This window comes from Sutcliffiella horikoshii (assembly GCF_021991925.1).
GTDB classification, from domain to species: domain Bacteria; phylum Bacillota; class Bacilli; order Bacillales; family Bacillaceae_I; genus Sutcliffiella_A; species Sutcliffiella_A horikoshii_F.
On sequence record NZ_RXZI01000006.1, the window covers coordinates 120747 to 147145 of the forward strand.

At 41.8% G+C, this 26399-nt stretch carries 29 protein-coding genes; all 29 read left to right on the plus strand.

Translation table 11 applies throughout. The annotated features are described in order from the left end of the window. The first annotated feature begins 235 nt into the window (after window positions 1–235). The 29 genes from hbs to ypjB all read left to right on the plus strand — a co-directional run bounded on the left by hbs (window position 236) and on the right by ypjB (window position 26380). Window positions 236–508 (plus strand): non-specific DNA-binding protein Hbs, encoded by a 273-nt coding sequence (hbs, locus tag EKQ44_RS15605; RefSeq protein ID WP_010193643.1) that lies wholly within the window; start codon window positions 236–238, stop codon window positions 506–508. A 328-nt stretch (window positions 509–836) separates the two neighbouring features. After that, window positions 837–1403: a GTP cyclohydrolase I FolE gene (gene folE, locus EKQ44_RS15610; RefSeq protein WP_237664467.1), complete on the plus strand. Its 567-nt coding sequence runs from the start codon at window positions 837–839 to the stop codon at window positions 1401–1403. 32 nt (window positions 1404–1435) lie between these two features. Next, window positions 1436–1657, plus strand: coding sequence for a trp RNA-binding attenuation protein MtrB (gene mtrB, locus EKQ44_RS15615; protein WP_237664468.1), 222 nt, complete (start codon window positions 1436–1438; stop codon window positions 1655–1657). 231 nt (window positions 1658–1888) lie between these two features. After that, window positions 1889–2707 carry a heptaprenyl diphosphate synthase component 1 gene (locus EKQ44_RS15620; RefSeq protein WP_237664469.1) on the plus strand — a complete coding sequence of 273 codons (819 nt, stop codon included), beginning with the start codon at window positions 1889–1891 and terminating at the stop codon, window positions 2705–2707. Window positions 2708–2710: 3 nt separating this feature from the next. Next, window positions 2711–3424 carry a demethylmenaquinone methyltransferase gene (locus tag EKQ44_RS15625; RefSeq protein WP_237664470.1) on the plus strand — a complete coding sequence of 238 codons (714 nt, stop codon included), beginning with the start codon at window positions 2711–2713 and terminating at the stop codon, window positions 3422–3424. A gap of 18 nt (window positions 3425–3442) precedes the next feature. Next, window positions 3443–4405 (plus strand): heptaprenyl diphosphate synthase component II, encoded by a 963-nt coding sequence (gene hepT, locus EKQ44_RS15630; RefSeq protein ID WP_237664471.1) that lies wholly within the window; start codon window positions 3443–3445, stop codon window positions 4403–4405. Window positions 4406–4541: 136 nt separating this feature from the next. Then, entirely contained in the window at window positions 4542–4988 is a 447-nt protein-coding gene (gene ndk / locus EKQ44_RS15635; RefSeq protein WP_063560669.1) for a nucleoside-diphosphate kinase, read from the plus strand. A 390-nt stretch (window positions 4989–5378) separates the two neighbouring features. Beyond that, window positions 5379–6161, plus strand: a complete 783-nt coding sequence (locus EKQ44_RS15640) for a CheR family methyltransferase (protein ID WP_237664472.1) — start codon at window positions 5379–5381, stop codon at window positions 6159–6161. Window positions 6162–6350: 189 nt separating this feature from the next. Then, window positions 6351–7523, plus strand: a complete 1173-nt coding sequence (aroC, locus tag EKQ44_RS15645) for a chorismate synthase (RefSeq protein ID WP_237664593.1) — start codon at window positions 6351–6353, stop codon at window positions 7521–7523. After that, window positions 7507–8601, plus strand: a complete 1095-nt coding sequence (gene aroB, locus EKQ44_RS15650) for a 3-dehydroquinate synthase (RefSeq protein ID WP_237664473.1) — start codon at window positions 7507–7509, stop codon at window positions 8599–8601. The genes aroC and aroB overlap by 17 nt, the downstream gene beginning before the upstream one ends. A 21-nt stretch (window positions 8602–8622) precedes the next feature. Further along, complete coding sequence (gene aroH / locus EKQ44_RS15655) at window positions 8623–9003, plus strand: chorismate mutase (protein WP_237664474.1); 381 nt, start codon at window positions 8623–8625, stop codon at window positions 9001–9003. Between the two features lie 290 nt (window positions 9004–9293). Then, on the plus strand, window positions 9294–10808 hold the full coding sequence (trpE, locus tag EKQ44_RS15660; RefSeq protein ID WP_237664476.1) for an anthranilate synthase component I: 1515 nt from the start codon (window positions 9294–9296) through the stop codon (window positions 10806–10808). Continuing rightward, window positions 10801–11826, plus strand: coding sequence for an anthranilate phosphoribosyltransferase (trpD, locus tag EKQ44_RS15665; protein ID WP_237664478.1), 1026 nt, complete (start codon window positions 10801–10803; stop codon window positions 11824–11826). Before trpE ends, trpD begins: the two co-directional genes overlap by 8 nt. Next, window positions 11816–12580: an indole-3-glycerol phosphate synthase TrpC gene (gene trpC, locus EKQ44_RS15670; protein WP_237664480.1), complete on the plus strand. Its 765-nt coding sequence runs from the start codon at window positions 11816–11818 to the stop codon at window positions 12578–12580. The genes trpD and trpC overlap by 11 nt, the downstream gene beginning before the upstream one ends. Then, the gene (locus EKQ44_RS15675; RefSeq protein WP_237664482.1) at window positions 12573–13238 is read left to right on the plus strand and encodes a phosphoribosylanthranilate isomerase; all 666 of its coding nucleotides are present in this window, start codon (window positions 12573–12575) and stop codon (window positions 13236–13238) included. Before trpC ends, EKQ44_RS15675 begins: the two co-directional genes overlap by 8 nt. Next, a complete protein-coding gene (gene trpB / locus EKQ44_RS15680; protein ID WP_237664483.1) occupies window positions 13213–14412 on the plus strand; it encodes a tryptophan synthase subunit beta in 1200 nt (399 codons plus the stop codon). The genes EKQ44_RS15675 and trpB overlap by 26 nt, the downstream gene beginning before the upstream one ends. After that, window positions 14409–15215, plus strand: a complete 807-nt coding sequence (gene trpA / locus EKQ44_RS15685) for a tryptophan synthase subunit alpha (protein WP_237664485.1) — start codon at window positions 14409–14411, stop codon at window positions 15213–15215. Before trpB ends, trpA begins: the two co-directional genes overlap by 4 nt. Window positions 15216–15224: 9 nt before the next feature. Next, window positions 15225–16319, plus strand: coding sequence for a histidinol-phosphate transaminase (hisC, locus tag EKQ44_RS15690; protein WP_237664487.1), 1095 nt, complete (start codon window positions 15225–15227; stop codon window positions 16317–16319). A gap of 57 nt (window positions 16320–16376) precedes the next feature. Further along, window positions 16377–17489 (plus strand): prephenate dehydrogenase, encoded by a 1113-nt coding sequence (locus EKQ44_RS15695; protein ID WP_237664488.1) that lies wholly within the window; start codon window positions 16377–16379, stop codon window positions 17487–17489. Between the two features lie 15 nt (window positions 17490–17504). Further along, window positions 17505–18797, plus strand: coding sequence for a 3-phosphoshikimate 1-carboxyvinyltransferase (gene aroA, locus EKQ44_RS15700; protein ID WP_237664489.1), 1293 nt, complete (start codon window positions 17505–17507; stop codon window positions 18795–18797). Window positions 18798–19169: 372 nt separating this feature from the next. Further along, on the plus strand, window positions 19170–20081 hold the full coding sequence (locus EKQ44_RS15705; RefSeq protein WP_237664490.1) for a hypothetical protein: 912 nt from the start codon (window positions 19170–19172) through the stop codon (window positions 20079–20081). A 63-nt stretch (window positions 20082–20144) separates the two neighbouring features. Next, window positions 20145–21404 carry a tetratricopeptide repeat protein gene (locus EKQ44_RS15710; protein WP_237664491.1) on the plus strand — a complete coding sequence of 420 codons (1260 nt, stop codon included), beginning with the start codon at window positions 20145–20147 and terminating at the stop codon, window positions 21402–21404. Window positions 21405–21436: 32 nt separating this feature from the next. Continuing rightward, window positions 21437–21973 carry a ReoY family proteolytic degradation factor gene (locus EKQ44_RS15715; RefSeq protein ID WP_237664492.1) on the plus strand — a complete coding sequence of 179 codons (537 nt, stop codon included), beginning with the start codon at window positions 21437–21439 and terminating at the stop codon, window positions 21971–21973. A gap of 154 nt (window positions 21974–22127) precedes the next feature. Beyond that, complete coding sequence (locus tag EKQ44_RS15720; RefSeq protein WP_237664493.1) at window positions 22128–22586, plus strand: YpiF family protein; 459 nt, start codon at window positions 22128–22130, stop codon at window positions 22584–22586. A 247-nt stretch (window positions 22587–22833) separates the two neighbouring features. Continuing rightward, window positions 22834–23343 (plus strand): ubiquinol-cytochrome c reductase iron-sulfur subunit, encoded by a 510-nt coding sequence (locus EKQ44_RS15725; protein ID WP_237664494.1) that lies wholly within the window; start codon window positions 22834–22836, stop codon window positions 23341–23343. Window positions 23344–23346: 3 nt separating this feature from the next. Further along, window positions 23347–24021 (plus strand): menaquinol-cytochrome c reductase cytochrome b subunit, encoded by a 675-nt coding sequence (qcrB, locus tag EKQ44_RS15730; protein WP_047968947.1) that lies wholly within the window; start codon window positions 23347–23349, stop codon window positions 24019–24021. Between the two features lie 37 nt (window positions 24022–24058). Next, window positions 24059–24853: a menaquinol-cytochrome c reductase cytochrome b/c subunit gene (locus EKQ44_RS15735; RefSeq protein WP_237664495.1), complete on the plus strand. Its 795-nt coding sequence runs from the start codon at window positions 24059–24061 to the stop codon at window positions 24851–24853. A 76-nt stretch (window positions 24854–24929) separates the two neighbouring features. Further along, window positions 24930–25523, plus strand: a complete 594-nt coding sequence (gene lhaT / locus EKQ44_RS15740) for a lipoprotein heptaprenylglyceryl N-acetyltransferase LhaT (RefSeq protein ID WP_414491340.1) — start codon at window positions 24930–24932, stop codon at window positions 25521–25523. 59 nt (window positions 25524–25582) lie between these two features. Further along, window positions 25583–26380 (plus strand): sporulation protein YpjB, encoded by a 798-nt coding sequence (ypjB, locus tag EKQ44_RS15745; RefSeq protein ID WP_237664497.1) that lies wholly within the window; start codon window positions 25583–25585, stop codon window positions 26378–26380. The last annotated feature ends 19 nt before the right edge of the window (window positions 26381–26399 follow it).

Here is a 26399-nt window from a genome sequence, read left to right on the forward strand (position 1 = left end):
GAAAATCTTCTCTGAAATGGCGAAATATTCCTGTAAACACAGTTTTTTGCGAGAAATTTGTTGAAATCTAGTGTTTTATGGGTTAATATAAGCCTAGTTACAAGATTAAGCGATTCTATCATGTATAGAATCAATCAAAATTGTGAACAAATGTTAATACTAAAGGCTTTTACTAGACTAAAACAGAGTTTTGGTTTAGAATAGCGATTAACTCCTTTGGGAGGAGGTGAATGGCATGAACAAGACAGATCTAATCAATGCAGTTGCTGAAGCTAGTGAACTTTCCAAAAAAGATGCTACTAAAGCAGTTGATGCTGTTTTCGATACAATTCTTGACGCACTTAAAAACGGTGACAAAGTACAATTAATCGGTTTTGGTAACTTTGAAGTACGTGAGCGTGCTGCACGTAAAGGTCGCAACCCACAAACTGGGGAAGAGATCGAAATCGCTGCAAGCAAAGTACCAGCTTTCAAACCTGGTAAAGCACTTAAAGATGCTGTGAAGTAATTGACAGCTACATAGTCAAATGAATGTCAGCATAAAGAGGCGCACAGTTAGCGCCTCTTTATTTTTGCTTTTATAAAAAAACTTATGCTAGAATCAAATTACAGGTATTTTTTGCAAAACTCTTTTATCAAAGGTTTGTTGCTATTCGCCAGTAAAAAGTCGGCTTAAAGACTTTTTACCGCACTCCTACTCTAAAACAGTCAAGCCAGACTTTTCTGTGCAACAGGAAAGAGCACGACGGTAAGATGTATAACGGTTAGTGCAAATATACGATAAAGCAACAAAGTATAAGAATAAAGCTTTTGCGGTAATGTAGGAGGATAAATAAATGACTGAAGTGAATAAAGCTCAAATAGAACAAGCAGTACGAATGATTTTAGAAGCAATCGGGGAAGACCCTAATCGCGAAGGCTTGCTAGACACTCCAAAACGAGTGGCAAAAATGTATACAGAAGTATTCTCGGGGCTAAACGAGGATCCAAAAGAACACTTTAAGACAGTTTTCGGAGAAGCGCATGAAGAGTTAGTGCTAGTTAAGGACATCTCCTTCTTTTCCATGTGTGAACATCATCTTGTACCATTTTTCGGGAAGGCGCATGTTGCATACATACCTAAAGGCGGAAAAGTGACTGGCTTAAGTAAACTTGCCCGTGCAGTGGAGGCGGTTGCAAAACGTCCTCAGCTACAGGAACGAATCACATCGACGATTGCCGAATCCATCGTAGAATCATTAGATCCTCATGGAGTGATGGTAGTGGTGGAAGCAGAGCATATGTGCATGACAATGCGTGGAGTAAAGAAACCGGGAGCGATGACCATCACATCTGCAGTCCGTGGTGTCCTGGAGAATGATCCAGCTGCAAGAGCGGAAGTACTATCATTGATTAAAGGTTAATAGTTAGGAACATAGAAACAAGGAGGATGGTCATGGGTCAAACAAACTCGAACGATTTCATTGTAATAAAAGCAAAGGAAGATGGAGTTAGTGTCATAGGTCTAACTCGCGGAACGGATACTCGTTTCCATCATTCTGAAAAGCTTGACAGGGGAGAAGTAATGATAGCCCAATTCACGGAGCACACCTCCGCCATCAAGATCAGAGGGAAAGCCCTCATCCAATCTTCTCACGGAGAAATGGAAACAGACTGATACGCTTTTGCACAATCTAACCCAAAAGGTATACCAATGAAAGCAGATGAATATTTATTTCTCTGCTTTTCTTATTATCCACTCCTTGCAGGGTTAAACTAAAGAAAGATAGCCCATTCTAACAATATGCTTCACTAATGTGCTATAATTAACTTTGTCTATTTTAGTTAGGTCTTGTTCGCCTGCGCGAAACGGCCGTCAGTCAAGAAAAGGGAACAAGGGTGGTCTTTAGTGAGTCATATACATATATCCATAATTAAAGAAAAGCTACATAATCTGATTACACATCCATATTTAATAAAACATATTGAATACCCTATCATAGATGAGGATAAGCTGTTGCTCCTCTATTCCGTGCTGGAATCCATCGAGATGTCCGATGAAACAAAAGAACAATACATATTATCGACCATGCTTGTTCAAATTGCTCTTGATACCCATGATATGGTTACAAACGCGAAAGCGGACCAATTGGAAGAGGGCGATGCGAAGAGCCGTCAGTTGACTGTTCTCGCTGGTGACTACTATAGCGGTCTATACTACAGACTGCTGGCAGATGTTAATGACATCACCATGATAAAGACATTGGCCCATTCGATCAAACAGATCAACGAACATAAGATTGCTTATTATCAAAAAGAACTGGAAGGCATCGAGAACTTGATGGATAGCCTAGGAAAGATAGAATCATCTTTGATACAGTCGGTATCCAGTTATTTTTCCAACACAGTGCTTAAAGAATTAAGTGTCAATTTCTTATTATTAAAGCGCTTAATTCATGAACGTAAGAGCTTTTGTCAAGAAAAGTCTACCTTCCTCTTTGAAACATTAAGACGGATTGCCTTTTCCAAAGGAGAGAAAAATGACCCCTCTAAGGATCAGGAAACCTATATGCTTTATCTAATGGACAGATATATTGATCATGTAAAAGGGAAGATTGAGCAAATCACTCATTCTATTCCCAAAATGAATAACTTATTAGAAACAAGAATACAGGAACTTTTTTATGAAATACCATTTTCATCGAAAAAGTATGCGGAAGAAGGGTAAGCCATGCAACATCCATCCAAAGAAGAGCGAGTGCATAATGTCTTTGAAAAAATATATAAAAACTACGACAAGATGAATTCTGTCATCAGCTTTCAGCGTCATGTAGCATGGCGGAAGGATACGATGAAAAGGATGAATGTAAAGTCAGGCTCAAAAGCGTTGGACGTATGTTGTGGCACTGCTGATTGGACCATTTCCATGGCGGATGCTGTCGGTAAAAACGGTAAAGTGGTGGGGCTGGACTTCAGTGAAAATATGCTTTCCATCGGGAAGGAAAAAGTCAAACAGCTTGGCGCTGACAATATTGAACTGATTCATGGTAATGCCATGTCACTTCCTTTTGAGGATAATTCCTTTGACTACGTAACCATTGGCTTTGGGTTAAGGAATGTACCTGACTATTTTCAAGTGTTGAAAGAAATGTACAGGGTCGTCAAGCCGGGTGGGAAGGTTGTCTGTCTGGAAACATCACAGCCTACCATGCCAGGTTTCCGTCAAGTGTATTTTCTCTATTTCCAATATGTCATGCCGATGCTTGGAAAGGTATTCGCCAAGAGCTATAACGAATACGCATGGTTACATGAGTCGGCAAAAGACTTCCCGGGAATGAAAGAGCTGAAAGAAATGTATGAAAAAGTAGGTTTCCGACCAGTAGAGGTAAAAGCTTATACAGGTGGAGTCGCTGCCATGCATTTAGGAGTTAAACCTAGAAAATAGTTTGTAAAGGTGACCTACATGAAATTAAAGATGATGTATTCCTTTTTAAATAATGATTTGCAAATAATTGAAGATGAACTAGAAGCCACCATTCAGACGGAACGTGCTCTGCTTCAAGAGGCTTCTTTACATCTGCTACAGGCAGGCGGAAAAAGAATTCGCCCTGTCTTTGTGCTGTTGGCGGCCAAGCTTGGAACATATGATATACATAAGGTCAAGAATGTGGCTGTGGCACTCGAACTCATGCATATGGCCTCCCTTGTCCACGACGATGTCATTGATGATGCCGAGTTGAGGCGTGGTAAAGCCACCATCAAAGCAAAGTGGGATAACCGAATCGCCATGTACACCGGAGACTATATTTTTGCCAGATCGCTTGAAATGATGACCAAGTTGGATGACATCGAGGCACACCGCATTCTGTCCAATACCTTGGTTGAGCTTTGTAAAGGCGAAATCGAACAGATCCGAGATAAATACAATTATGGTCAAAACCTTCGGACTTACCTGAGAAGAATCAAAAGGAAGACCGCCATTTTAATCGCAGTCAGTTGTCAACTGGGGGCCATCACTGCCGGAGTTCCTGCTTCTGTTCATCAAAGCCTTTATTGGTTTGGATATTATGTTGGAATGTCCTTTCAGATTACCGATGATATATTAGACTTTACGTCCACCGAAGAACAGCTCGGAAAGCCTGCCGGAAGTGATCTTCTTCAAGGCAATATCACATTGCCTGTCTTATACGCGATGGAGAATCCGGTATTAAATGAGAAAATCAGACAAATACACGAGCAAAGCGATGCGAACGAAATCAAAGAAATTATTGATCTGATTAAAAGCTCTGACGCTATTCAACGCTCATTTGCTTTAAGCGACCGCTATTTGGAGAAGGCATTCAAGGAGCTAGAGAAACTTCCAAACGGTATCGCCAAACGGACCTTCAACAATGTGGCAAAATATATTGGTAAACGAAAATATTAGGCTTCATTTCATGAACTTTGTAAAATATTACGATAATTCTCCATCTTCTGTTGCGAAACTGCAAAAACCGTGATATATTTTGGTAGGTTAGGGTTTACCTAACCTTACATAATCGTAATGGGGTGGAGAAATTATTATGGAAAAAACATTTTTGATGGTAAAGCCTGATGGCGTACAACGTAACCTTGTTGGTGAAATCGTTTCTCGTTTTGAAAAAAAAGGTTTCCAACTTGTAGGTGCTAAATTAATGCAAATTCCAACAGAATTGGCAGAAGAGCACTACGGTGAACATAAAGAGCGTCCTTTCTTCGGAGAGCTTGTAGACTTCATTACTTCTGGTCCGGTATTCGCAATGGTTTGGCAGGGCGAAAATGTAATCGCTACCGCGCGCCACATGATGGGTGCAACAAACCCTAAAGATGCTGCTCCTGGAACAATCCGCGGAGAGTACGGCGTAATCGTTGGAAAGAACATCATCCACGGATCTGACTCCTCTGAGAGTGCTGAGCGCGAAATCGGTCTATTCTTCAAAGGGGAAGGCCTTGTTGAGTACAAAAGAGACGTGAACAACTGGATCTACTAATACCATGAATTGAAAACGCTTTATCACGGGCACCTTTCTCAAGTGAAATATTTTGAGAGAGGTGTTTTTTGTTTGCTTTTTTGAGGTGGAGGGGACTGAGTATTTATTTTTAAAATAGGTAAACGTAGGTGGCGAAGTTGTAGAACATCGGAGTGAAGATGTAAAAGGTGAGAGTAAAGTTGTAGAACATTTATGCGAAGTGGTAGAAGGGAGGTCGGGAAATGTAGAAGGAGAGCTGGGAAATGAAGAAGTACCCCTTTAAATGGTAGAACCAGCAGGTGAAGTGGTAGAATTCACAAATTGACCTTTCAAGTAAAAATAGAGAAAAACTTTCTCCTCTTCCACCCTAATTCAGCTATACTGTAGTTATTAGATATAGAGAGAAAGAAGATGAATGGGATGAGGGACGATTACAATCATTTTATAGAACAGATTAAAAGAAAGACGGGTATTGACTTGTCCTTATATAAAGAAGGGCAAATGAAGAGAAGGCTGACCTCCCTTTATGAGAAAAAGGGATATAGTAATTTTAAAGAGTACTATCAGCTACTGGAAAAAAATCAGGAAGAGCTAATAGAATTCCTTGACCGGATGACCATAAATGTTTCCGAATTTTATCGGAATTATAAACGGTGGGAGATCTTGGAGAAGAAAATTCTACCCGAGATGCTAAAACATAATAAAAGACCGAAAGTTTGGAGTGCTGCATGCTCAACAGGTGAGGAGCCTTATACAATCTCCATGGTTATTAGTAACTTTATGCCGTTAAATGAAATCCGGGTAAGAGCAACTGACATTGATTCTAACGTCATTGCAAGAGCCAAGCTTGCAACTTACCAGGAACGTTCCCTTCAAGAGGTGCCAGCCGAAGTCAAACAAAGATATTTTAAAGAGCAAGATGGACTTTTTAGAGTATGTGAGGAAATAAAAAGAACCGTTAGCTTCCATAAACAAAACCTGTTATCGGACCCATTTGAACCAGGTCACGATTTAATAGTCTGCAGGAATGTCCTGATCTATTTTACAGAAGAAGCTAAAGAGCAACTTTACCATAAATTCAGTAATGCGCTGAAAAAAGGGGGAATCCTCTTTGTGGGAAGCACGGAGCAGATATTCCAGCCTGCCAAGTACGGGCTTGAAGTGGTAGATACATTTTTTTATCGGAAGGCTTAGGAAATCCCCTGGAAACAGGGGATTTTATCATTCCTCCTACCCGCTCCCATCCACTCTCCTCTAATAAGTTCTCTCACAACCTGCTTTTTTTTACTAGAACAATCCGCTACACTTATGATATAGTATTACATAATTAATTTTACTTACATGCTTAAAAGCTTTAAAGAGATAAAGGAGAGGCTGATGACGATGAGATATTTGACTGCTGGCGAGTCGCATGGACCGCAATTGACAACCATTTTGGAAGGTGTCCCAGCTGGGCTGCCATTGACTGTCGAGGATATAAATGAGGATCTTTCAAGAAGACAGAAGGGGCATGGCCGTGGCAGAAGAATGCAGATTGAAAAGGATACCGTAGATATTCTGAGTGGGGTTCGTCATGGTCAAACGTTAGGTTCTCCCATAACCCTGGCGGTAACGAATGATGATTGGAAGCATTGGACGAAAATTATGGGGATCGAGCCCCTTTCTCAGGAAGATCAGGAAGAGGTCAAGCGAAAGGTGACAAAGCCTCGTCCTGGACATGCAGATTTAAACGGTGCGATTAAATATGGTCATCGTGATATGAGAAATGTCTTGGAGCGCTCTTCCGCCCGGGAGACGACTGTAAGGGTTGCTGCTGGAGCTGTTGCAAGAAAGTTCCTCGCTGAACTTGGAATCAAGGTTGCCGGGCATGTGACGGAGATTGGCGGAGTGAAAGCGGAGTCTCAGCAAGTCAGCAACCTTGAGGATCTAAAATTGAAAACGGAGGCGTCCCCTGTTCGTTGCTATGATAAAAAGGTGGAACAGGCAATGATGGATGCCATCGATACTGCTAAAGAGAACGGGGATTCCATTGGTGGCATAGTGGAAGTGATTGTTGAGGGTGTTCCTGCCGGTGTAGGAAGCTATGTGCATTATGACCGCAAATTGGACGCCAAAGTTGCAGCATCCATCATGAGCATCAATGCTTTTAAGGGTGTGGAGTTTGGAGTAGGATTCCAAGCGGCAAGCCTTCCTGGCAGTAAGGTTCATGATGAGATCGCTTGGAGCGAGGAACGTGGCTACTACCGTCTATCCAATAATCTTGGAGGGTTTGAGGGTGGCATGACGACAGGGATGCCAATTGTAGTAAGAGGTGTCATGAAACCTATCCCAACCCTTTACAAGCCACTTCGAAGCGTAGACATTGATACAAAGGAACCATTTCAGGCAAGCATCGAACGGTCCGACAGCTGTGCGGTTCCGGCGGCGAGTGTAGTGGCAGAAGCGGTAGTCGCGTGGGAAATTGCGCAAGCCATCGTGGAACAATTCGGGCAGGATCGAATGGACCTGATCAAGGAAAATGTCCAAAGGATGCGAGATCATGCCGCAAAATTTTAATGCTAAACAGGTTACTGTCCAGACTGCTTCTAAGGAGTATCCAGTATTTTTAGGAAAAGGGACGATAGAAAACCTGCCAGGATTACTTGGTTCTTTTCAAAAGAAACCGAGCAAAGTGTTGATTGTGACAGATGACCTTGTTGCAAACTTATACCTATCAGAAATAGTTGCAAGTCTTGATCAAACTTTAACTGTCCTTGCCTTTGTACTTCCAAACGGGGAAGAAGCCAAGTCATTTGAAAACTATCATGCCATTCAGACATATGCGCTTGAAAATGGCTTGGATCGCCATTCTGTCATTATTGCTCTAGGAGGTGGGGTGGTAGGAGATGTAGCTGGATTTGTCGCCTCTACTTTCATGAGGGGAATCAAGTTCATTCAAGTTCCTACTACACTCCTAGCACATGACAGTGCAGTGGGAGGAAAGGTTGCTATCAATCATCCTCTGGGAAAAAATATGATTGGATCCTTCTATCAACCAGAAGCGGTCATTTATGATGTGAATTTCTTAAAGAGTTTGCCAGGGAAAGAGATGCGCTCGGGCTTTGCGGAAGTGGTGAAGCATGCCCTTATATGGGACAGAGATTTCCATCAATGGATTATTAGCAATATACATGATCTGAACGACCTCACAGGAGACCGACTTCTTGTTTGCCTGGAAAACGGTATTAAAATTAAAGCGGAAGTCGTGTCCAATGACGAAAAAGAAACAGGTTTGCGGGCGATTTTGAATTTTGGCCATACATTAGGCCATGCACTTGAGGCAGCCTATGGATATGGAAAAATCACGCATGGTGACGGAGTGGCACTGGGGATGCTTTTTGCAACAAGGTTAAGTGAAAAGTTGAATCCAGCGCTACAGCTAAGTAATAACTTGTCAGAAGCTTGGAAAGGTTATGGCTTTCCAACCAAAATTCAATCATCCGTTCCCCCTCAGGAACTATTAACTTGGATGAAAAAAGACAAAAAAACTCAGAACAGTCATATACATATGGTATTGATACAGTCGGTTGGAAATGTTGAACTGCGTTCCGTACCAGATGAGCTTATATTTGAAACTTTAAAAGAATTTTATTGAAAATCTCAAAGGGGGAATTCGGTGATCCGTGGTGTAAGAGGCGCAACGACCATAGAGGAAAATACGGATAAAGAAATTATCTGTAAAACAGAAGAATTACTGCAAAACATGATCAAGTCGAACAACATTATGGCAGAAGACGTAGCGCAAGTGTTAATCTCCGTAACGGCAGATATCACGGCATGTTTCCCTGCCAAGGCGCTCCGCAACCTTGAGGGATGGGATTATGTTCCGGTCATGTGCACGAAGGAAATCGCTGTACCTAACTCACTGCCTTCCTGTATCAGGGTCATGATGACAGTGAACACAGACGTGTCCCAAAAAGATATCCGCCATATTTATCTGCATGAGGCGGTAAGCCTGCGACCAGACCTTGCAAAAACAATTTCGGTTGACAATTAGCAATATTCTATCATATAGTACTTACAAGTAATAAAACAGTTTAGAGATTAGTTTAGAGAATGAAGTTGAGGGCTAAAGAGCCAAGCAGTTTTACCAATCATAATATTTTTTAATTTAGCCGAGTTGAGAAGAGAATAGCTGAGAATGAGTCGAGATTAGCTGAGGTTAGAATGTATTTTATCTATCTACCCAAAGACTATCCTCTGTCTTTGGGTTTTTGTTTTTTCCTCATTCTGTAACGCCTCGTTACAAAAACTCATTCTCCATTTCTTGAAAATGGAGGAGATCCGATGCAACAGTTTGCAGAGTTCCTACATGCAAGCAAGCAATTTAAAACCATTCCCATTATGGAAAGTTTTTTTGACGACACGTTAACACCAGTTTCGATTTTTCAGGCGCTAAGGAAAGAAGCGGTTTATCTTTTAGAAAGCAAAGAGCCCAATTCCGCATGGGCAAGGTACTCCTTTATTGGAATGAATCCTTTTATGAAAATTACAGCTGAGGATGCCACCATTTCATTACGAGATGACAAGAGCGATAATGTCCTTTACCAATCTAGTGATTTGAATGAAGTCATTCATCACGCCAATGGATTGTTACAAGTTAAGCAGTTGGAAAAAAAGATAGGATTTACCGGTGGGGCGGTTGGCTATTTAAGTTATGATTTTATCCCAACTATCGAGAAAGTGCCGATGCATCCATCCTATGGCGGGGAATACACGGCAAATCTTTTGTACTGTGAGGATATCGTGGTATGTGACCATAAGGAAAATGAATTGCATTTTATCCATTACATCCGTCTAGATGGAAAAGAAAATGAAAAAGAGCTGCAGAAGAGATTTACGGAGGCGAAACAATCGATCCTCACTAAAGTCTCTTTGATTAGAAGGCGGCAAGAGAACGATGGACTTGTGGAGGTGAACGCTGAGAAAGAAGAAATTCCTGTTCAGTCCAATTACACAAAAGAAAGATTTATTGAACATGTAGAAAAGATAAAAAAATATATTCAGACAGGTGATATCTTTCAATGCGTTCTATCTCAACGGTTTGAGTTAGAAGCAGACATGGAAGGATTTGATGTATACCGAGTACTAAGGAGGCAAAATCCATCCCCATACTTGTTTTATCTGAAATATGACGAGATGGAGTTGATAGGAAGTTCACCTGAGAGATTGATACAAATTCATGACAGGAAGTTAGAGATCCATCCGATAGCAGGTACGAGAAAAAGAGGGAAAACAGAAGCGGCAGATCAGATATTAGCCCAAGATCTTATGCAAGATGAAAAAGAACAAGCAGAACATTATATGCTCGTGGATCTTGCGAGAAACGATTTAGGAAGGGTTGCTTCCTATGGTTCCGTTCATACGCCGGTGATGAAAGAACTTGTTTACTTTTCAAGAGTCATGCACTTGATTTCCATCGTAAAAGGAGAGCTGGCACCAACCTTTACCCCTGTGGAAGCCTTACTTGCGGCTTTTCCGGCTGGAACGGTTTCAGGCGCACCGAAGGTAAGAGCGATGCAGATCCTGCAAGAGCTTGAACCTACCGTGAGAAACACATACGCAGGAGCGATTTGTTACATCGGATTTGACGGAAATATTGATTCTTGCATTACCATCAGGACAATCCAAAAGCGTGGTAACAGCTTTTATGTGCAAGCTGGTGCAGGCGTGGTAGCAGATTCTGTTCCGGAACTAGAGTACAAAGAAACGATTAATAAAGCTTCGGCATTAATAGAAACAATCCAGCTAGCAAATAAATATTTTGCAAAAAAGACAGGAGGGTCATGCAGCTATGTTTAAAGCCTATTTAACCAAACTAATAGATGGCGTTAACCTTACAACGGATGAAGCAGAAAGTGCGATGGATTTGATGATGAAAGGGGAAGTGACATCCAGTCAGATTGCAAGTTTTATTTCTATTCTTAGATTCCGAGGCGAAACGTCAGAAGAAATGTTGGGACTTACGAAAGCGATGCGAGGACATATGAAGCCGATAGCTTATGAGCATCCTTATTTAATAGATACATGCGGAACCGGTGGGGATGGAGCATCGACTTTCAATATTTCCACCGCCTCTGCAATCGTGGCAGCAAGTGGCGGGGCAAAAGTAGCCAAACATGGAAATCGGGCTGTATCCTCCTCTAGTGGAAGTGCAGATGTGTTAGAGCACCTACAAATACCTGTACAGCAAACTATAGAGGAAGCTACATTAACCCTTCAAGACCATGGAATGAGCTTTCTATTTGCTCCTATCTATCATGAGGCAATGAAGCATGCTGTCGCTCCGAGAAAAGAGATTGGATTTAGGACGATCTTTAACCTTCTGGGACCACTCGCCAATCCTGTTCGTTGTAAAAAGCAGGTGATCGGGGTGTTTTCAGCGGATTATGCTTATAAAATGGCCGAAGTATTGAATAAACTCGGTTCGGAACATGTATTGATTGTAGCGGGAGAGGACGGATTAGATGAAATCACCATCACTGCAAGCACGCATGTGGTGGAAGTGAAAAATGGGGAAATTCATTCTTATTCCATAGCGCCAGAGGATTTTGGGTTTAATCGAGGCAGGCTGGAAGACATACAAGTATCCAATAGCTTACAGAGTTCTCATCTTATCAAACAGATTTTTCAAAATAAGAGCAATGAAAGTGCACGAAACATTGTTTGTTTAAATGCCGGTGCCGCTATCTATGTTTCAGGAATGACCGAAACCATCCATAAGGGTGTCGAACTTGCCGGGCAACTGATTGAGGCAAATAAACCGTACGAACTACTACAGCAACTAAAGAAGGCAGGGGTGAACGAGCATGTTAACTAAAATTGTGGAAACGAAAAAGATAGAAGTGGAAAACTTAACATTACCTCCACAGAAAAGGGTAGAGCGCTTTTCGTTTTACAATGCACTGGCAAATCCGAAGCGACAATTAGGTGTGATTGCTGAAATGAAGAAGGCCTCTCCGTCCAAAGGGATCTTAAAAGAAAGTTTTGCACCAATAGACATTGGAGCGGAATACGAAAAAGTAGGTGTGGATGCGATTTCCGTACTTACCGATCAGACATATTTTAAAGGATCAAAGCATGATTTGATGATGGTAAAGGAAACCACAAACCTGCCTGTTCTTAGAAAAGACTTTATCATCGATTCGATACAGGTTGAAGAAAGTGCGCGAATTGGAGCAGATGCAATTTTATTAATTGCTGAAATCCTTCCTGATGAAAAGTTAGCAACGTTATATAAACAAGCAACAGATCTAGGATTGGATGTACTGGTGGAGGTGCACAGCTTGGATAGGCTCACACAGCTCCTTCAAAAAATTACGCCAAAAATCATCGGAGTCAACAATAGAAACCTTGCAACTTTTGAAACGGATATACAAACGACAAAGAAACTTGCCGCGCATATTCCAAGCTCATCCTTGCTCGTTAGTGAAAGCGGCATCCTGACAGCAGATGACCTTCATCAAGTAAAAGATTTTGGTGCTAAAGCCGTACTTGTAGGAGAAGCGTTTATGAAAGATCAAACACCCGGTACAGGGGTAAGAAGGCTATTTGGAGAGCTTGAGCATGTCTAAAACGAAGATAAAGTTCTGCGGAAACAAAAGTTTGGAAGATTATGAGGCTTCTGTGCAGACTGAGGCAGACTATATAGGGTTCGTTTTTGCCGAAAGTAAGCGTCAAGTGAAAGTCGAAAAGGTGGCAAATTGGGTAGCGACCTTGCCGCCTCAGAAAAAGCTGCTCGTAGGGATATTTGTCAATCAAAGCAAAAAGGATATTCTACAAGCTGTCCGCACGGTACCCCTTGATATCATTCAGTGCCATGGGGATGAGGACCTGAATTTTATTAAAGAGTTAAAGGCATCTTGTGAGGTGAAGATTTGGAAAGTGATTCACCACGAAGATGAAACGAGCGTCGAGAAATTAAAACCGTTCCTTGGTTTGCTAGACGGATTTGTTATTGATAAAAAGAATGGAACTCAGTACGGCGGAACGGGAACAAGCTTCAACTGGGGCCACATACCACTCTATGCCAGGCTTTCCACCCAATATAATATTCCATACTTAATTGCTGGTGGAATAAATGAGGAGACACTCCCGGAATTATTAACTTATGACCCACAAGGAATTGACTTATCAAGTGGGACGGAAGTGGATTTTGTTAAAAGTAAGGAAAAATTGAATCTGATAGAAAGTATGGTGAGGGAACATGACAAGCGTACAAACACCAGATAGCTTTGGTAGATTTGGGGAGTTCGGGGGGAAATATGTACCTGAAACGTTGATGCTACCATTAGAAGAATTAGAACAAGGCTTAAAAGAGGCCCTGAAAGATCCAACCTTTCTAGAAGACTATCATTATTACTTAAAAGAGTATTCAGGCAGACCTACCGCTTTAACGTTTGCTGAGAAACTTACTAGTCGAATTGGCGGAGCGAAAATCTACCTTAAGCGAGAAGATCTGAATCACACAGGTGCCCATAAGATAAATAATGCAATCGGCCAAGCTTTGCTTGCAAAACGCTTGGGTAAAAAGAAAATTATCGCGGAAACTGGGGCTGGACAACATGGTGTAGCAGCCGCGACGGTTGCTGCCAAGTTCGGACTGGAGTGCAAGGTGTTCATGGGCGAGGAAGATATTGAGCGCCAGGCATTGAATGTATTTCGAATGAAGCTATTAGGAGCAGAAGTCATCCCTGCAACTAGCGGCAATAAAACGTTAAAAGATGCGACAAATGAAGCGATTCGTTATTGGGTCCAACATTGTGAAGATCATTTCTATATGATTGGTTCTGTTGTTGGTCCGCATCCATACCCATATATGGTGCGTGAGTTTCAACGTGTGATCGGAGAAGAATCCAAACGGCAGTTCCAGACAAGAGAAGGCAGGTTGCCTGAAAAGATCATAGCTTGTGTGGGCGGAGGTTCCAATGCAATCGGAATGTTTGCTCCATTCGTGGACGACGATGTGGAACTTATCGGAGTGGAAGCGGCAGGGAAAGGCGTTGATACAACCCTTCACGCTGCAACGTTAACGAAAGGGACGAAGGGAGTTATTCATGGGTCCCTGACTTACCTGATTCAAGATGAAAACGGTCAGATTATAGAGCCATATTCGATTTCAGCGGGCCTTGACTATCCTGGTATCGGGCCAGAGCATGCATACCTTAAGGACAGCAACAGAGTACAATACCAAAGTGTAACAGATGAGGAAGCCTTAGAAGCGCTTCATATTTTAGCAAAAGAAGAAGGTATTATACCGGCAATCGAATCTGCCCATGCACTTGCAACGGCGTATAAAGAAGCGGAAAAATTGCCAAGAGATAAAACGATTCTCGTTTGTTTATCAGGACGAGGAGATAAGGATGTTCATACACTAATGAATCGAATGGAGGGAACAGTGGAATGAGTACCTATCTAGAGCGATTACCTAAACATGAAAAGATGTTCATTCCATTTATCATGTCCGGAGACCCTACCCCGGAACTCACAATAAAGCTTGCACTTCTTTTGGAGGAAGCAGGCGCATCTGTACTGGAGCTTGGGGTTCCATACTCCGATCCGTTGGCGGACGGACCTGTCATCCAGCGTGCTTCCAAGCGTGCTTTGGCACACAAAACGACCATTACGAGTACGATGAAGCTTGCTGGAGAAATGAGGAGAAGAGGACTGAAAATTCCGATCATCCTCTTTACGTATTATAATCCTGTGTTACAATTAGGGGAAGAATCCTTTTTCGCTTTAGCGAAGCAAAATCAGGTCGACGGGCTCCTTATTCCTGACCTTCCTCTTGAAGAGAGCGGACGCATACGAGATAAATGTAGCGAACATGCTATAACATATATCTCACTTGTCTCTCCAACTTCAAAAGAAAGAATGGACAGGATCACAGAACATGCTCAAGGATTCCTTTACTGTATTTCTTCCCTTGGAGTGACAGGGGTGCGCAAGGAATTTTCCGAGGAGTTGTATACTTTTCTTGAAAAGGTTAAAAAGAAAAGTACCGTCCCGACTGCAGTAGGGTTCGGGATTGCAGAGAGTGAACACATACAAACCTTAAAGCCATATTGTGACGGTTTTGTGGTGGGAAGTGCGCTCATTAAAATGATTGAACAAAAAGAAAAGCAATTTAAAGTTGATGAAGAACAGGCATTGCAGGAATTAAAGCAACAAATAGAGGAGCTTATTTCTCCACTTTTAGCAGAAAGGTGAATGTTGAAGATGGATGTTAAAGAACAACTGCTTAACTTAACCCCGTATCAACCTGGAAAAACAATGGAAGAGGTCAAGAGGGAATTGGGTTTAGAGAAAATAGTGAAACTCGCTTCCAATGAAAATCCTTATGGCTGTTCGCCGTCCATCAATCAGGCATTGATGGCGGAGCTTAGCAAGTCAGCCACCTACCCGGATGGTTACGCAAGAGACCTGCGAGAAGTGCTTGCAGCTCAAACAGGGGTAGGAGAAAAAGAACTTATTTTCGGTAATGGATCTGATGAGGTTATCCAAATTCTTGCCAGAGCGCTATTGAAACCAGGTAAGAATACGGTCATGCCAACGCCTTCTTTCCCTCAATACAAGCACAACGCCATTATAGAAGGCGCAGAAATAAGAGAAGTTCCATTGAAAGATGGTTATCACCAGCTGGATGAAATGCTGAACTCTATTGATGAAAACACAGCTATCGTTTGGTTATGCAGTCCAAATAATCCTACAGGGACCTATATCGATGAGGAACTTCTTCTATCTTTTATAAAAAAAGTACCTAGCCGCACGCTAATAGTGGTAGATGAAGCATACAAGGAATATGTGACAGCAGCGGATTACCCTGAAACGGTGAAGTTGCTAAAGGATTATCCAAACCTTTTGATTACCCGTACTTTCTCGAAAGCATACGGCCTTGCAAGTTTCCGGATCGGATATGGCATAGCGAATGAGAAGCTTATTCGTCTGATTGAACCTGCAAGGGAGCCTTTTAATACTAACTCCCTTGCACAAGTTGCTGCCAAGGCTGCAGTAGCAGACCAATCTTTTATCAATGAATGTGTATCCAAAAATAAAGAAGGGTTGGAGCAGTATTATTCTTTTTGCGAAGAAATGAAGCTTGCCTACTATCCTTCTGAGGGGAATTTCATTCTGATCGATTTCCAAACAGACTCCGATGTATTGTTTCAATACTTAATGAAAAAAGGATATATTGTGAGATCTGGAAAAGCTTTAGGATTCCCGACTTGCTTACGTATCACAGTCGGAACACAGGAACAAAATGCAGAAATCATTTCTTATTTAAAAGAATTTAAAATGAAGCAAGCCATCTAATAGAGAGGAGATATCCTCTCTATTTACATATACATAGACATCAGGCGGTGAAGTGACATGAAAGGGAAAGTGTTAGTGATTGGCCTTGGGCTCATCGGTGGGTCGATAGCCCTTGCTATAAAGAAAGAACATCCTAATGCAGATATAATCGGGTACGATATTAATCTACAACAGGCAAAATTGGCGAAATCGTTGAAAGTCATTGATGAGTTCTGTGAAGAGTATGATACGGAAGCGAAACATGCAGACTTTATCGTCATTTCTGTACCTGTCATGCAGGCAAACGAAGTACTAAAGCGTTTAAGCAAGCTTACTTTCACGAAACCACAGGTTGTGATTACCGATGTAGGAAGCACAAAAAATAGTATTACAACTTTAGCGTCTACCCTTTTCCCCCAAGATAATGTTACATTCATAGGGGGACATCCAATGGCGGGATCACATAAAAGCGGAGTGATTGCTGCCAAAAGCCATCTTTTTGAAAATGCTTTTTATGTGCTTACTCCATTTAAGGAGGAAGCCAACCCAAAAGAGATAGCCTTAACAAAAATGTGGCTTGCCGGTACGAAGGCCAATTTTATTACCATGTCAGCGGCAGAACACGATTTGGTGGCGGGAGTCATCAGCCATTTCCCTCATGTCGTGGCGGCTGGCCTTGTTCACCAGGCAGAAGACATGCAATCTGTTAATCCTTTTGTCTCAAGACTTGCAGCTGGTGGCTTTCGGGACATCACAAGGATCGCATCGAGCAACCCGACTATGTGGAAAGACATCTTGATACATAATAAAGAAACCATTTTATCACTCTTAAATCAATGGATGGAGCAAATGGAAGTCGTGAGGGACCACTTGTCACAAAATAACGAAGCCTTCTTGCTTGAATACTTCAGCAAGGCTAAGGAGTTCCGTGACGGCTTGCCGGTAAAGGCAAAGGGAGCAATACCATCCTTTTATGATTTGTACGTAGATGTTCCTGACTACCCTGGTATCATTTCTGAGATAACAGGCATTCTTGCAAAAGAAAAAATAAGCATCACCAATATTCGGATCATGGAAACAAGAGAAGAGATTTATGGGGTGTTGAGACTTAGTTTCCAATCAGAGGACGATCGACAATCTGCAGAAATATGTTTACGGAAATACACCATGTACGAAACATATATTGTTTAGTTAGGAGAGAGTGTAATGAAAAAACTTACAGGTACAGTAAGTGGGTTGAAAGGAACCATACAGATTCCAGGAGATAAATCGATATCTCACCGTTCCGTCATGTTTGGTTCCATGGCTAGTGGCAAAACAACAGTGGAAAATTTCCTTCCTGGTGATGACTGTCTAAGTACGATCAGTTGTTTCTCCAAACTTGGCGTGAAGATTGAACAGGACGGCTCTAATGTGACGGTATATGGAAAGGGATTGAAAGGACTGAAAGAGTCATCAGAAATATTGGATGTAGGAAACTCAGGAACAACAGCCAGGTTAATGATGGGGATTCTCTCCGGCTTACCTTTTCACTCTGTGCTGATAGGGGACGAGTCTATCGCTAAAAGACCAATGAAGCGGGTTACTGTTCCATTGCGTGACATGGGAGCTAGGATACAAGGGAACCAGGATGGCAATTTCACGCCCATCTCTATTCAAGGTGGAGGTTTAACCGGCCTTGAATACGTGTCACCTGTAGCAAGCGCACAAGTGAAATCTGCCATTCTTTTGGCAGGGTTGCAGGCAGAAGGGGTAACGAGCGTCAAGGAACCTTTTAAATCTCGCGACCATACGGAGAGGATGCTACGGGCGTTTGGTGTGGACGTTTCAGAAGGGGAAGGCGGAAAGGTGAGTGTAGCTGGCGGTCAAGAGTTGGTTTCCGACCTTCACATTGTCGTTCCTGGAGACATCTCGTCAGCTGCCTTTTTCTTAGTGGCAGGTGCGATTGTGCCGCAAAGCAAGCTAACGTTGCAACGAGTCGGGTTGAATCCTACTCGAACAGGTATATTGGAAGTGCTGAAGAATATGGGGGCGAGCCTTTCCTATTCCAATGTTGTAGAGGATGGTCCGGAACCATATGCTGATATTACAGTGGAAACTTCAGATCTTAATGGAGTGGAAATTAGCGGAGACATCATTCCGCGGTTGATAGATGAAGTGCCGATCATCGCTTTGATGGCGACGCAAGCGGAAGGGACAACCATCATCAAGGATGCGGAAGAGCTGAAGGTAAAAGAAACAAACCGTATCGATACAGTCGTGAACGAGTTGAAAAAACTCGGAGCAGACATAGAAGCAACAGAGGACGGCATGATTATAAAGGGCAAAACAAAGTTGCATGGCGGCACCCTTGATAGCTACGGGGACCACCGGATAGGCATGATGGGGGCCATTGCAAGCTTGATTGCGGATGGAGAGACAATCCTTCAAAATGATATAGCTATCAACGTTTCCTACCCAAGCTTCTTTGAGCATATGGAGAGTTTGAGAAGAGGGTAACGAAGATGAGGGGGTCCATGGTGGTGGGCCCTTTTAGTTTGCTGTATTTTTTTGCTTTAGCCCTCGGATCTAGAAGGTGGGGGTATATGAAGAGTTTTGGGCGCGGATGATTACAACGGTTCGCCCGTAAAATCTTATTTTCGCCCGTAAGTTGAGATTATCGCCCAATAAGTCCTTAGAATCGCCCGTAAATCCAAATTTTCGCCCGATTTAGATCTAAAATAGCCCGAATCCGAAAATGGTACCGCGAGGGGGTATGTCGGTTATCTAGCAATTCCCCAATATTTTCTTACCTTCAATCACCAAGTACATAGAATATATCCCCCTTCTCAAGCATAGCTTGTCTTAAGACGAATATAAGAGGGGGATGCTATGGAATATATTATGGAAGCAGCAAATATGGTCAAGAACAATAACTCACTCCTCAAAAGCAACATACTCGTGAAAAACAATAAAGTCCATTATATGAAAGAAGGACCTTTTACGAGTTCACGTTCCATGAGAATGGATATTTCCCCTTATGTGCTGACACCCGGCCATGTCATGATTGTAGATAACCTTGAACAGATGCCCTTTCTGGACTTTAAGCAATACATCACTGAGAACTATCTGAAAAAAGGCTGTACAACCCTTCTCTCCTTGATAACCATCCAACGAGAACAAGATCTTTTGCCCGCACTCAAAAAAGCCAGGACCAATTTATTGAATAGCCCTTTAGATTATTATTTTGCCGTGAGGATTCCCCTGAAAAGACTGACAGCATCTTTTGCGAGGCAATGTAGACGCCAAAAAATCTCGGCTGTCTTTCTGCAAATGGAGGATGATAGTGAATTTCCATCCATTCCATGGGGCTGGGTCAAGGATAGCCTTTATCAGTTCCCGATAACCTTCTTGCCGTGTTGGCAGAACCTCACCTCCTCCAAGAAAGCGAAGAAGAAAAAAGAGTGGAAAGTAATGATGAAAAAAGAAAGGTTGTCCCATTCCATCCATTGTCCGGAAGCCGGAAAGCCCCTTGATTTAGACCTTCTCATGAAAATTGGTATCTATCCAACTAAAGGAGAATTGAGGGTTGGTGGAGAATTAGACTATAATCTCTATTTGTCACCCGAGGGCCATATTATTGAAACTATTGAAAATCTGGATTATGATAGTCATATTCCAGAAGTTACGGTCAATAAAGGTACCATTATCAGAGTTGGCGAGGATGTTTTATTCCGACCCGGTTTTGGTAATGAATGTACGGTGACAATGCCCGGACATTTCTTGCTGAACGAGAAGGTTTAGAAATAGAAATGCTGTTTCCGGCCGGCGGGACTCTAGGATTTTAAAACGAAGGGAAGTAGTATTTTGTCTTACACAGTAATCGATCAAGCTTTAGAACTAATAGATAATGGAGAAATCGAAAAAGGACTTTCCTTGTTGAAAGAGAATGAAACTAAGTTCGGGGAAGAGGACCTGTTCCAGACTGCACAGATCTATCAGCAGCTGGGAATGCTAGAAGATGCCAAGGAACTTTTCAAGAACCTCCTTTACCAATTTCCGAATGAATCAGATCTGATCATTTCTTTGGCGGAAGTACACATCGATCTGGATGAAGAAGACGAAGCGATGGGCTTGCTTGAAAATATTTCGGAAGAGGACGATGTTTATGTCCAGTCCCTGCTTCTTTTGGCAGATCTTTATCAGGCACAGGGATTATACGAAGTGAGTGAGCAGAAATTGCTTGCTGCCAAAAAGCTTGCTCCCAATGAACCAATTATCAGTCTGGCACTTGGAGAGGTATATTTATCCCAAGGTGATTATAAAAAAGCCATTCCATTTTATCAATCAGTACTTCCACATGCAGATGAACTAGACTTCTCCTTACAAGAAAGATTGGCGGAATGCTACAGTGCCACAGGCCAATTTGAAGAGGCGATGCCTTATTTCGACCAGGCGTTGCAAAAAGAGTTGAAAATTGACGTATTATTTCAATACGGTTTTACCGCTTTTCAGGCAGGATATTTCAAGACAAGTATCGAAAAACTTAATCAGGTAAAAGAATTGGATTATGAATACTCCTCTCTTTATCTGTATCTTGCAAAAGCATATGAGCATGAAGGACTATTGGAAGACAGCCTGCGCGTTGCAAAAGAAGGTTTGGCAGTAAATGAATATAACAAAGAATTGCAGGTTTATGGAGCAAAGGTGGCAATGAAACAACAGAATGTTGAGGAAGCCGAAAAATTGCTAAGGGAAGCCATTGCCATTGATCCAGGTTATGTAGAAGCAGCTTTAACACTAACGAAAATCTTCTTGCAGGAAGAACGCTATGAAGATGTTATAGACTGCCTGAAAGAACTTATCAACTTTGGTGAAACAGATCCTCAGTACGATTGGGACCTGGCCGTCGCTTACCAAAAAACAGAAAGATATTCTGATGCATTAAACCATTACCGTCATGCATATACTTCTTTTAAAGATGACAGCAGCTTCCTTTATGATTATGCACACTTTTTATTAGAGGAAGGGAAACGAGAAGAAGCAAAGCCGCTTTTTGAGAAACTAATACAACTAGACCCAACCAACATAGAGTTGCAGGATCTGTATTTAAATTTACAAGAGTAGGGAATATTCTACGCAGAGGAGGGACGATAGTTGTGGCTACCCCTGTATCTGTCAACGAGAAGAAGGACTTTATAAGGTGGTTCTTGGGAAACTATCAGTTAAAAAGACGTGAATGTGTATGGATTTTAAACTATTTGATGAGTCATGACCAGTTGATGAAGAAAGTTCACTTTGTCGAGCAAGCCCAATTTTGCCCACGCGGTATTATCATGTCAACCCATTGTGTAGAAGAAGTGCCGTTCCGATTCTATAAAGAAAATGTCATGACAACAGATGCTGAAAAGTCCTTTCATGATATTAGGCTCAATCGAGATGAGGACATCTACATCCAATTGAATTTCCGTTCTGTTTATCACTCGCCTCAATATGCTGCGGTGCTTGAGGATAATCCTTTTATGCCAAAGCAGTCCCAAATCAATGAGAAGGACCGGATCCTCGCAGAACGGATGCTAGAGGAGTCCATTTACACCTTCCAAAAAGAGAAACTGCTTAAAATGATTGACGATGCCCTTGATCGACAGGACGAAGATGCATTTCGGAAATTGACAAGTCAATTGAAGAGACTATAAGTTTCCTTCACCCCCAATTCATCAATTGGGGGTTTTTATTTGCTTCTAAAGCTTTCAAAGATCATGCGTTCTTTAAAATATTTGACCTCTACAAGTACAGAACTTATATTTAAAGAACGACACTAAATCCAAAGAGAAAGAGCTGAAATCACTCATGAAATGGACAAGCAAGGATATCACCCAATACGTACAAGCAAAAGAATATATTGATACCGTCATCATTCCCCTTATGCCAATCAGCTTCAGTGACAACATCAAAACGATCGCGTCCCATGGTGAGTATATAAACATATTGAGTCATGAATTAGAAAGGCAATTTAAAGGGAGAGTGATATTATTACCTTCTTACACCTATATAGAATCAGACTTACCGGAGAACAAAGTCAACCAATTGAATAATTTAAGTCTACATATTAAAAAGGATAATATTAAACATGTTTTCCTTATGACCTCCGACGCTTCCTGGAGCCAGTCAGAACAAGAGCTTGAAGGAAAACTAGTTAGGTTGCCTGCGATCCCGCTGGAGGATATGGAAGAAAAGTACAAAAAGAAAATCATCCAGGATCAAATGAATCAACTACTGCCGATGTTCATTCAAAAATGGCAAGACTAAAAGTGCCAGAAATTGCACAAAATACCCCCAAAGGGACCCTTGTAAGCAAAATGATATTAAAAAAGCAATAGAAATGAGAAAATATTTTCAAAGTATCTGAAATAAGTCACAACCTTGCCATTTTTTCGGGTCAGGAGATTATTGACCTTGGGACAAGATTGATATATCATGAGAATGTCCTAGTTTTCTATGTGTTATCATCTACTGTCCGTATGGACTTAGTTCTTTCTATAGAGGGGGGAAAACAATGAGCGAGAAAAACCATCGCGTGTCTAGACGTCAATTTTTGAACTATACCCTTACTGGTGTAGGCGGTTTCATGGCAGCAGGTATGCTGATGCCAATGGTCCGTTTTGCAATTGATCCAGTTTTGAAAGCTGGTGCAGACCAAGAAATGGTTTATGTTTGTGAAGAGAGTGAACTGACAACTGAACCAGAACGTTTTGACTTTAAAATCGATCAAGTTGATGCATGGTACGAATCCGAAGAACCAAGATCGGCATGGATTTTCAAATCCGAAAATGGTGATGTAATTGCTTTATCACCTGTATGTAAACATCTTGGCTGTACGGTGAACTGGGCATCCGACGAAGCAAATCCTAACAGATTCTTCTGTCCATGCCACTACGGCTTGTATGAAAAAAATGGTGACAACGTACCTAATACTCCACCACTTGCTCCACTTGATGTGTATGAACACAAAGTGGAAGATGGAAAAGTATACCTAGGTAGCGCGAAGCCTAAAGGGGAGGCGTAATAATTGTTAAATAAGATTTATGACTGGGTTGACGAACGATTAGATATTACGCCGATGTGGCGCGATATCGCTGACCACGAGGTACCTGAGCACGTAAACCCAGCACATCACTTCTCCGCATTCGTTTATTGTTTCGGTGGATTGACGTTCTTCGTAACAGTCATCCAGGTATTATCGGGTATGTTCCTGACCATGTACTATGTTCCGGATATTAAAAATGCGTGGGAATCCGTTTATTATCTTCAAAATGAAGTAGCGTTCGGTCAAATCGTTCGCGGTATGCATCACTGGGGAGCGAGTTTGGTTATCGTAATGATGTTCTTACATACACTACGTGTTTTCTTCCAAGGTGCATATAAAAAACCACGTGAACTTAACTGGGTTGTAGGAGTACTTATCTTCTTCGTCATGTTAGGTCTTGGTTTTACAGGTTATCTATTACCTTGGGATATGAAAGCGTTATTCGCGACAAAAGTAGGTCTTGAGATTGCTGCAGCAACACCGATCATCGGGGATGCAGTGAAGACATTACTTGCCGGACACCCTGAAATCGTCGGTGCACAGACGTTGACTCGTTTCTTTGCGATTCATGTATTCTTCTTGCCGGCTGCCCTTTTCGGATTGATGGGAGCTCACTTTGTCATGATCCGTAAGCAAGGTATTTCAGGACCGCTATAAGATTCATTATTACTGATAACAAAGGAGGGGAACCTATATGCATAGAGGAAAAGGTATGAAGTTTGTTGGTGACTCCCGTGTCCCAGCAGTACGAAAACCTAACATCCCAAAAGATTACTCAGAGTTTCCTGGTAAAACGGAAGCATTCTGGCCGAACTTCTTATTAAAAGAATGGATGGTCGGTGCGGTTTTCCTAATCGCATTCCTTTGCTTGACCGTCGCTCATGAGCCGCCTCTAGAGCGTATCGCAGATCCAACTGATACTGCGTATATCCCGTTACCAGACTGGTACTTTTTATTCTTATATGAACTACTTAAATATCGTTATGCAGCTGGACCATACACTGTAATCGGTGCAATGATCATGCCAGGTCTTGCGTTCGGTGCTTTATTATTAGCTCCTTTCCTTGATCGTGGACCAGAGCGTCGCCCAAGTAAGCGTCCAATTGCCACTGGATTAATGCTTTTAGGTATCGCATCTATCTTCTTCTTAACTTGGCAGTCTGTAGATTCTCATGACTGGGAAGCTGCTGCAGAGCAAGGGGAAATCACGGATGAGTTAGCAATTGAAATTGATGAAGAAGCAGAAGGCTACCAGCTTCTACAAGCAAGCTGTTTGTCTTGTCATGGTGATAACCTACAGGGTAACCCGGGCTTGGCACCTTCATTACTCGGACACCACGAGGAATATACTGCGGACGACTATAAAGATATTGCTGTTAATGGTATTGGCACAATGCCTGCTGGGCAATTCCAAGGATCGGACGAAGAGCTTCAAGTCCTTGCTGACTACCTAGTTGAAATGAATGAACTTGCTGCGGAAGCAGAATAATGAGAAAGCTGGCTAATTTAGCCAGCTTTTTTGTATAATGGAAACATCTATCGAGAAAAAGTGAGGATAAATTATGTTGACTTGGTTTATACACCTTCTAAAAACACCAGTGATGTTATGGTTGGTATTAATCATCAATGTCTTAGGAACAATTTACGGATATATATGGTATGGGTATCAACTTGAACAAACACCTGCCATCTTTCTTATATTTGTTCCAGACAGTCCCACTGCCAGCCTGTTTTTCTGTTTTGTTTTGGTAGGCTTTATTTTGAAAAAGAATTTTAGGCTTTTTGAAGCATTAGCGATCATTACGCTTGTGAAGTATGGTATCTGGGCAGTCGTAATGAATATTTTAACCCTCGTGGAAACGGGTCACTTGCCGATAGAAGGCTATATGCTGATTGTTTCCCATGGTGCAATGGCTGTGCAAGGCATATTATATAGCCCATATTATCGTTTTAAAATATGGCATCTTGTCGCAGCAGGGATTTGGACTTTACATAATGATGTTATTGACTATGTATTCAAAATGATGCCTTGGTACGGCAGTCTTATGAAATATTTACCACAGATCGGCTATTTTACATTCTGGCTTAGCATATTTTCCATTGCGGTCGCGTATTATTTTTCGTTAAGGCATAACAGGATGAAGTTATCCTTGGATTAATGTTCTAACCTTGTCCACCCTCTCATAACATGTAGTAGAGAATATGGGAGGGACAAGCGATGAAAGCAAAAAATCTAATTATTGCCATACTACTATTACTACTTCTTTTTCCTAGTGGAATAAAGGCACACTCTCATGAACCGTTGCAGCCGTTTGCTTTGAATTTCATCATGGATGATGCCCTTCAACTTGTAAGAACCGAAAGATATGTGGAGGCACATAATCTGCTTGATATATTTTCGGATGAGTTTACAAAGCTTATGGTTGGAAATCAGCAAATACCAATGAGTGAAGTCCGAATCATTTCTGTTGCTCATCAGCAATCACTCAGTTCGCTTAGCGATGTTACCTTGCCACACGAGGAGAAGGTGAGGGCGGTCATAAGATTGCGTTTGGCAGTGGATGCTATGACATCCCAGCACCAGCCGATGTGGGTAGAGATGGAAGATACGATGGTAATGACGTTTCAACAGCTGAAAGATTCTGTGGACACGCGTGATAGTGATTCCTATGAACAATTGTATAGACGTCTTTTGCTTGAATATGATATGATCCATCCAAGCATTCGCCTGGATGTTAAACCTGAACACATCCAAAAGGTTGATGCTCACATCGATTATTTGGATAAAAATAGACAAGCATTACTTTCCCATAGTGAGGAATTCAATGACATGGAAGTTATTGAAGCAGACCTGAAAGCCCTCTTTAAAGAGCTCAAGGAAGACGAAACAGATCCATCACTTTTATGGGTGATGATTTCTACAGGAAGCATTATTTTGCTGACTCTGTCCTACGTTGGCTTCCGAAAATACCTCGGTGCCAAAAAGCTGGAGATGCGGAAAAAGCTTAAAGATTGACAGGGATAAAAAAGAACAA

Bases quoted from the DNA above. Each gene is read 5' to 3' on its own strand.
- hbs (WP_010193643.1), top strand. From the start codon at position 236: ATGAACAAGACAGATCTAATCAATGCAGTTGCTGAAGCTAGTGAACTT.
- folE (WP_237664467.1), top strand. From the start codon at position 837: ATGACTGAAGTGAATAAAGCTCAAATAGAACAAGCAGTACGAATGATT.
- mtrB (WP_237664468.1), top strand. From the start codon at position 1,436: ATGGGTCAAACAAACTCGAACGATTTCATTGTAATAAAAGCAAAGGAA.
- EKQ44_RS15625 (WP_237664470.1), top strand. From the start codon at position 2,711: ATGCAACATCCATCCAAAGAAGAGCGAGTGCATAATGTCTTTGAAAAA.
- hepT (WP_237664471.1), top strand. From the start codon at position 3,443: ATGAAATTAAAGATGATGTATTCCTTTTTAAATAATGATTTGCAAATA.
- ndk (WP_063560669.1), top strand. From the start codon at position 4,542: ATGGAAAAAACATTTTTGATGGTAAAGCCTGATGGCGTACAACGTAAC.
- EKQ44_RS15640 (WP_237664472.1), top strand. From the start codon at position 5,379: ATGAATGGGATGAGGGACGATTACAATCATTTTATAGAACAGATTAAA.
- aroC (WP_237664593.1), top strand. From the start codon at position 6,351: ATGAGATATTTGACTGCTGGCGAGTCGCATGGACCGCAATTGACAACC.
- aroB (WP_237664473.1), top strand. From the start codon at position 7,507: ATGCCGCAAAATTTTAATGCTAAACAGGTTACTGTCCAGACTGCTTCT.
- trpE (WP_237664476.1), top strand. From the start codon at position 9,294: ATGCAACAGTTTGCAGAGTTCCTACATGCAAGCAAGCAATTTAAAACC.
- trpD (WP_237664478.1), top strand. From the start codon at position 10,801: ATGTTTAAAGCCTATTTAACCAAACTAATAGATGGCGTTAACCTTACA.
- trpC (WP_237664480.1), top strand. From the start codon at position 11,816: ATGTTAACTAAAATTGTGGAAACGAAAAAGATAGAAGTGGAAAACTTA.
- EKQ44_RS15675 (WP_237664482.1), top strand. From the start codon at position 12,573: ATGTCTAAAACGAAGATAAAGTTCTGCGGAAACAAAAGTTTGGAAGAT.
- trpB (WP_237664483.1), top strand. From the start codon at position 13,213: ATGACAAGCGTACAAACACCAGATAGCTTTGGTAGATTTGGGGAGTTC.
- trpA (WP_237664485.1), top strand. From the start codon at position 14,409: ATGAGTACCTATCTAGAGCGATTACCTAAACATGAAAAGATGTTCATT.
- hisC (WP_237664487.1), top strand. From the start codon at position 15,225: ATGGATGTTAAAGAACAACTGCTTAACTTAACCCCGTATCAACCTGGA.
- EKQ44_RS15695 (WP_237664488.1), top strand. From the start codon at position 16,377: ATGAAAGGGAAAGTGTTAGTGATTGGCCTTGGGCTCATCGGTGGGTCG.
- aroA (WP_237664489.1), top strand. From the start codon at position 17,505: ATGAAAAAACTTACAGGTACAGTAAGTGGGTTGAAAGGAACCATACAG.
- EKQ44_RS15705 (WP_237664490.1), top strand. From the start codon at position 19,170: ATGGAATATATTATGGAAGCAGCAAATATGGTCAAGAACAATAACTCA.
- EKQ44_RS15720 (WP_237664493.1), top strand. From the start codon at position 22,128: ATGAAATGGACAAGCAAGGATATCACCCAATACGTACAAGCAAAAGAA.
- EKQ44_RS15725 (WP_237664494.1), top strand. From the start codon at position 22,834: ATGAGCGAGAAAAACCATCGCGTGTCTAGACGTCAATTTTTGAACTAT.
- EKQ44_RS15735 (WP_237664495.1), top strand. From the start codon at position 24,059: ATGCATAGAGGAAAAGGTATGAAGTTTGTTGGTGACTCCCGTGTCCCA.
- ypjB (WP_237664497.1), top strand. From the start codon at position 25,583: ATGAAAGCAAAAAATCTAATTATTGCCATACTACTATTACTACTTCTT.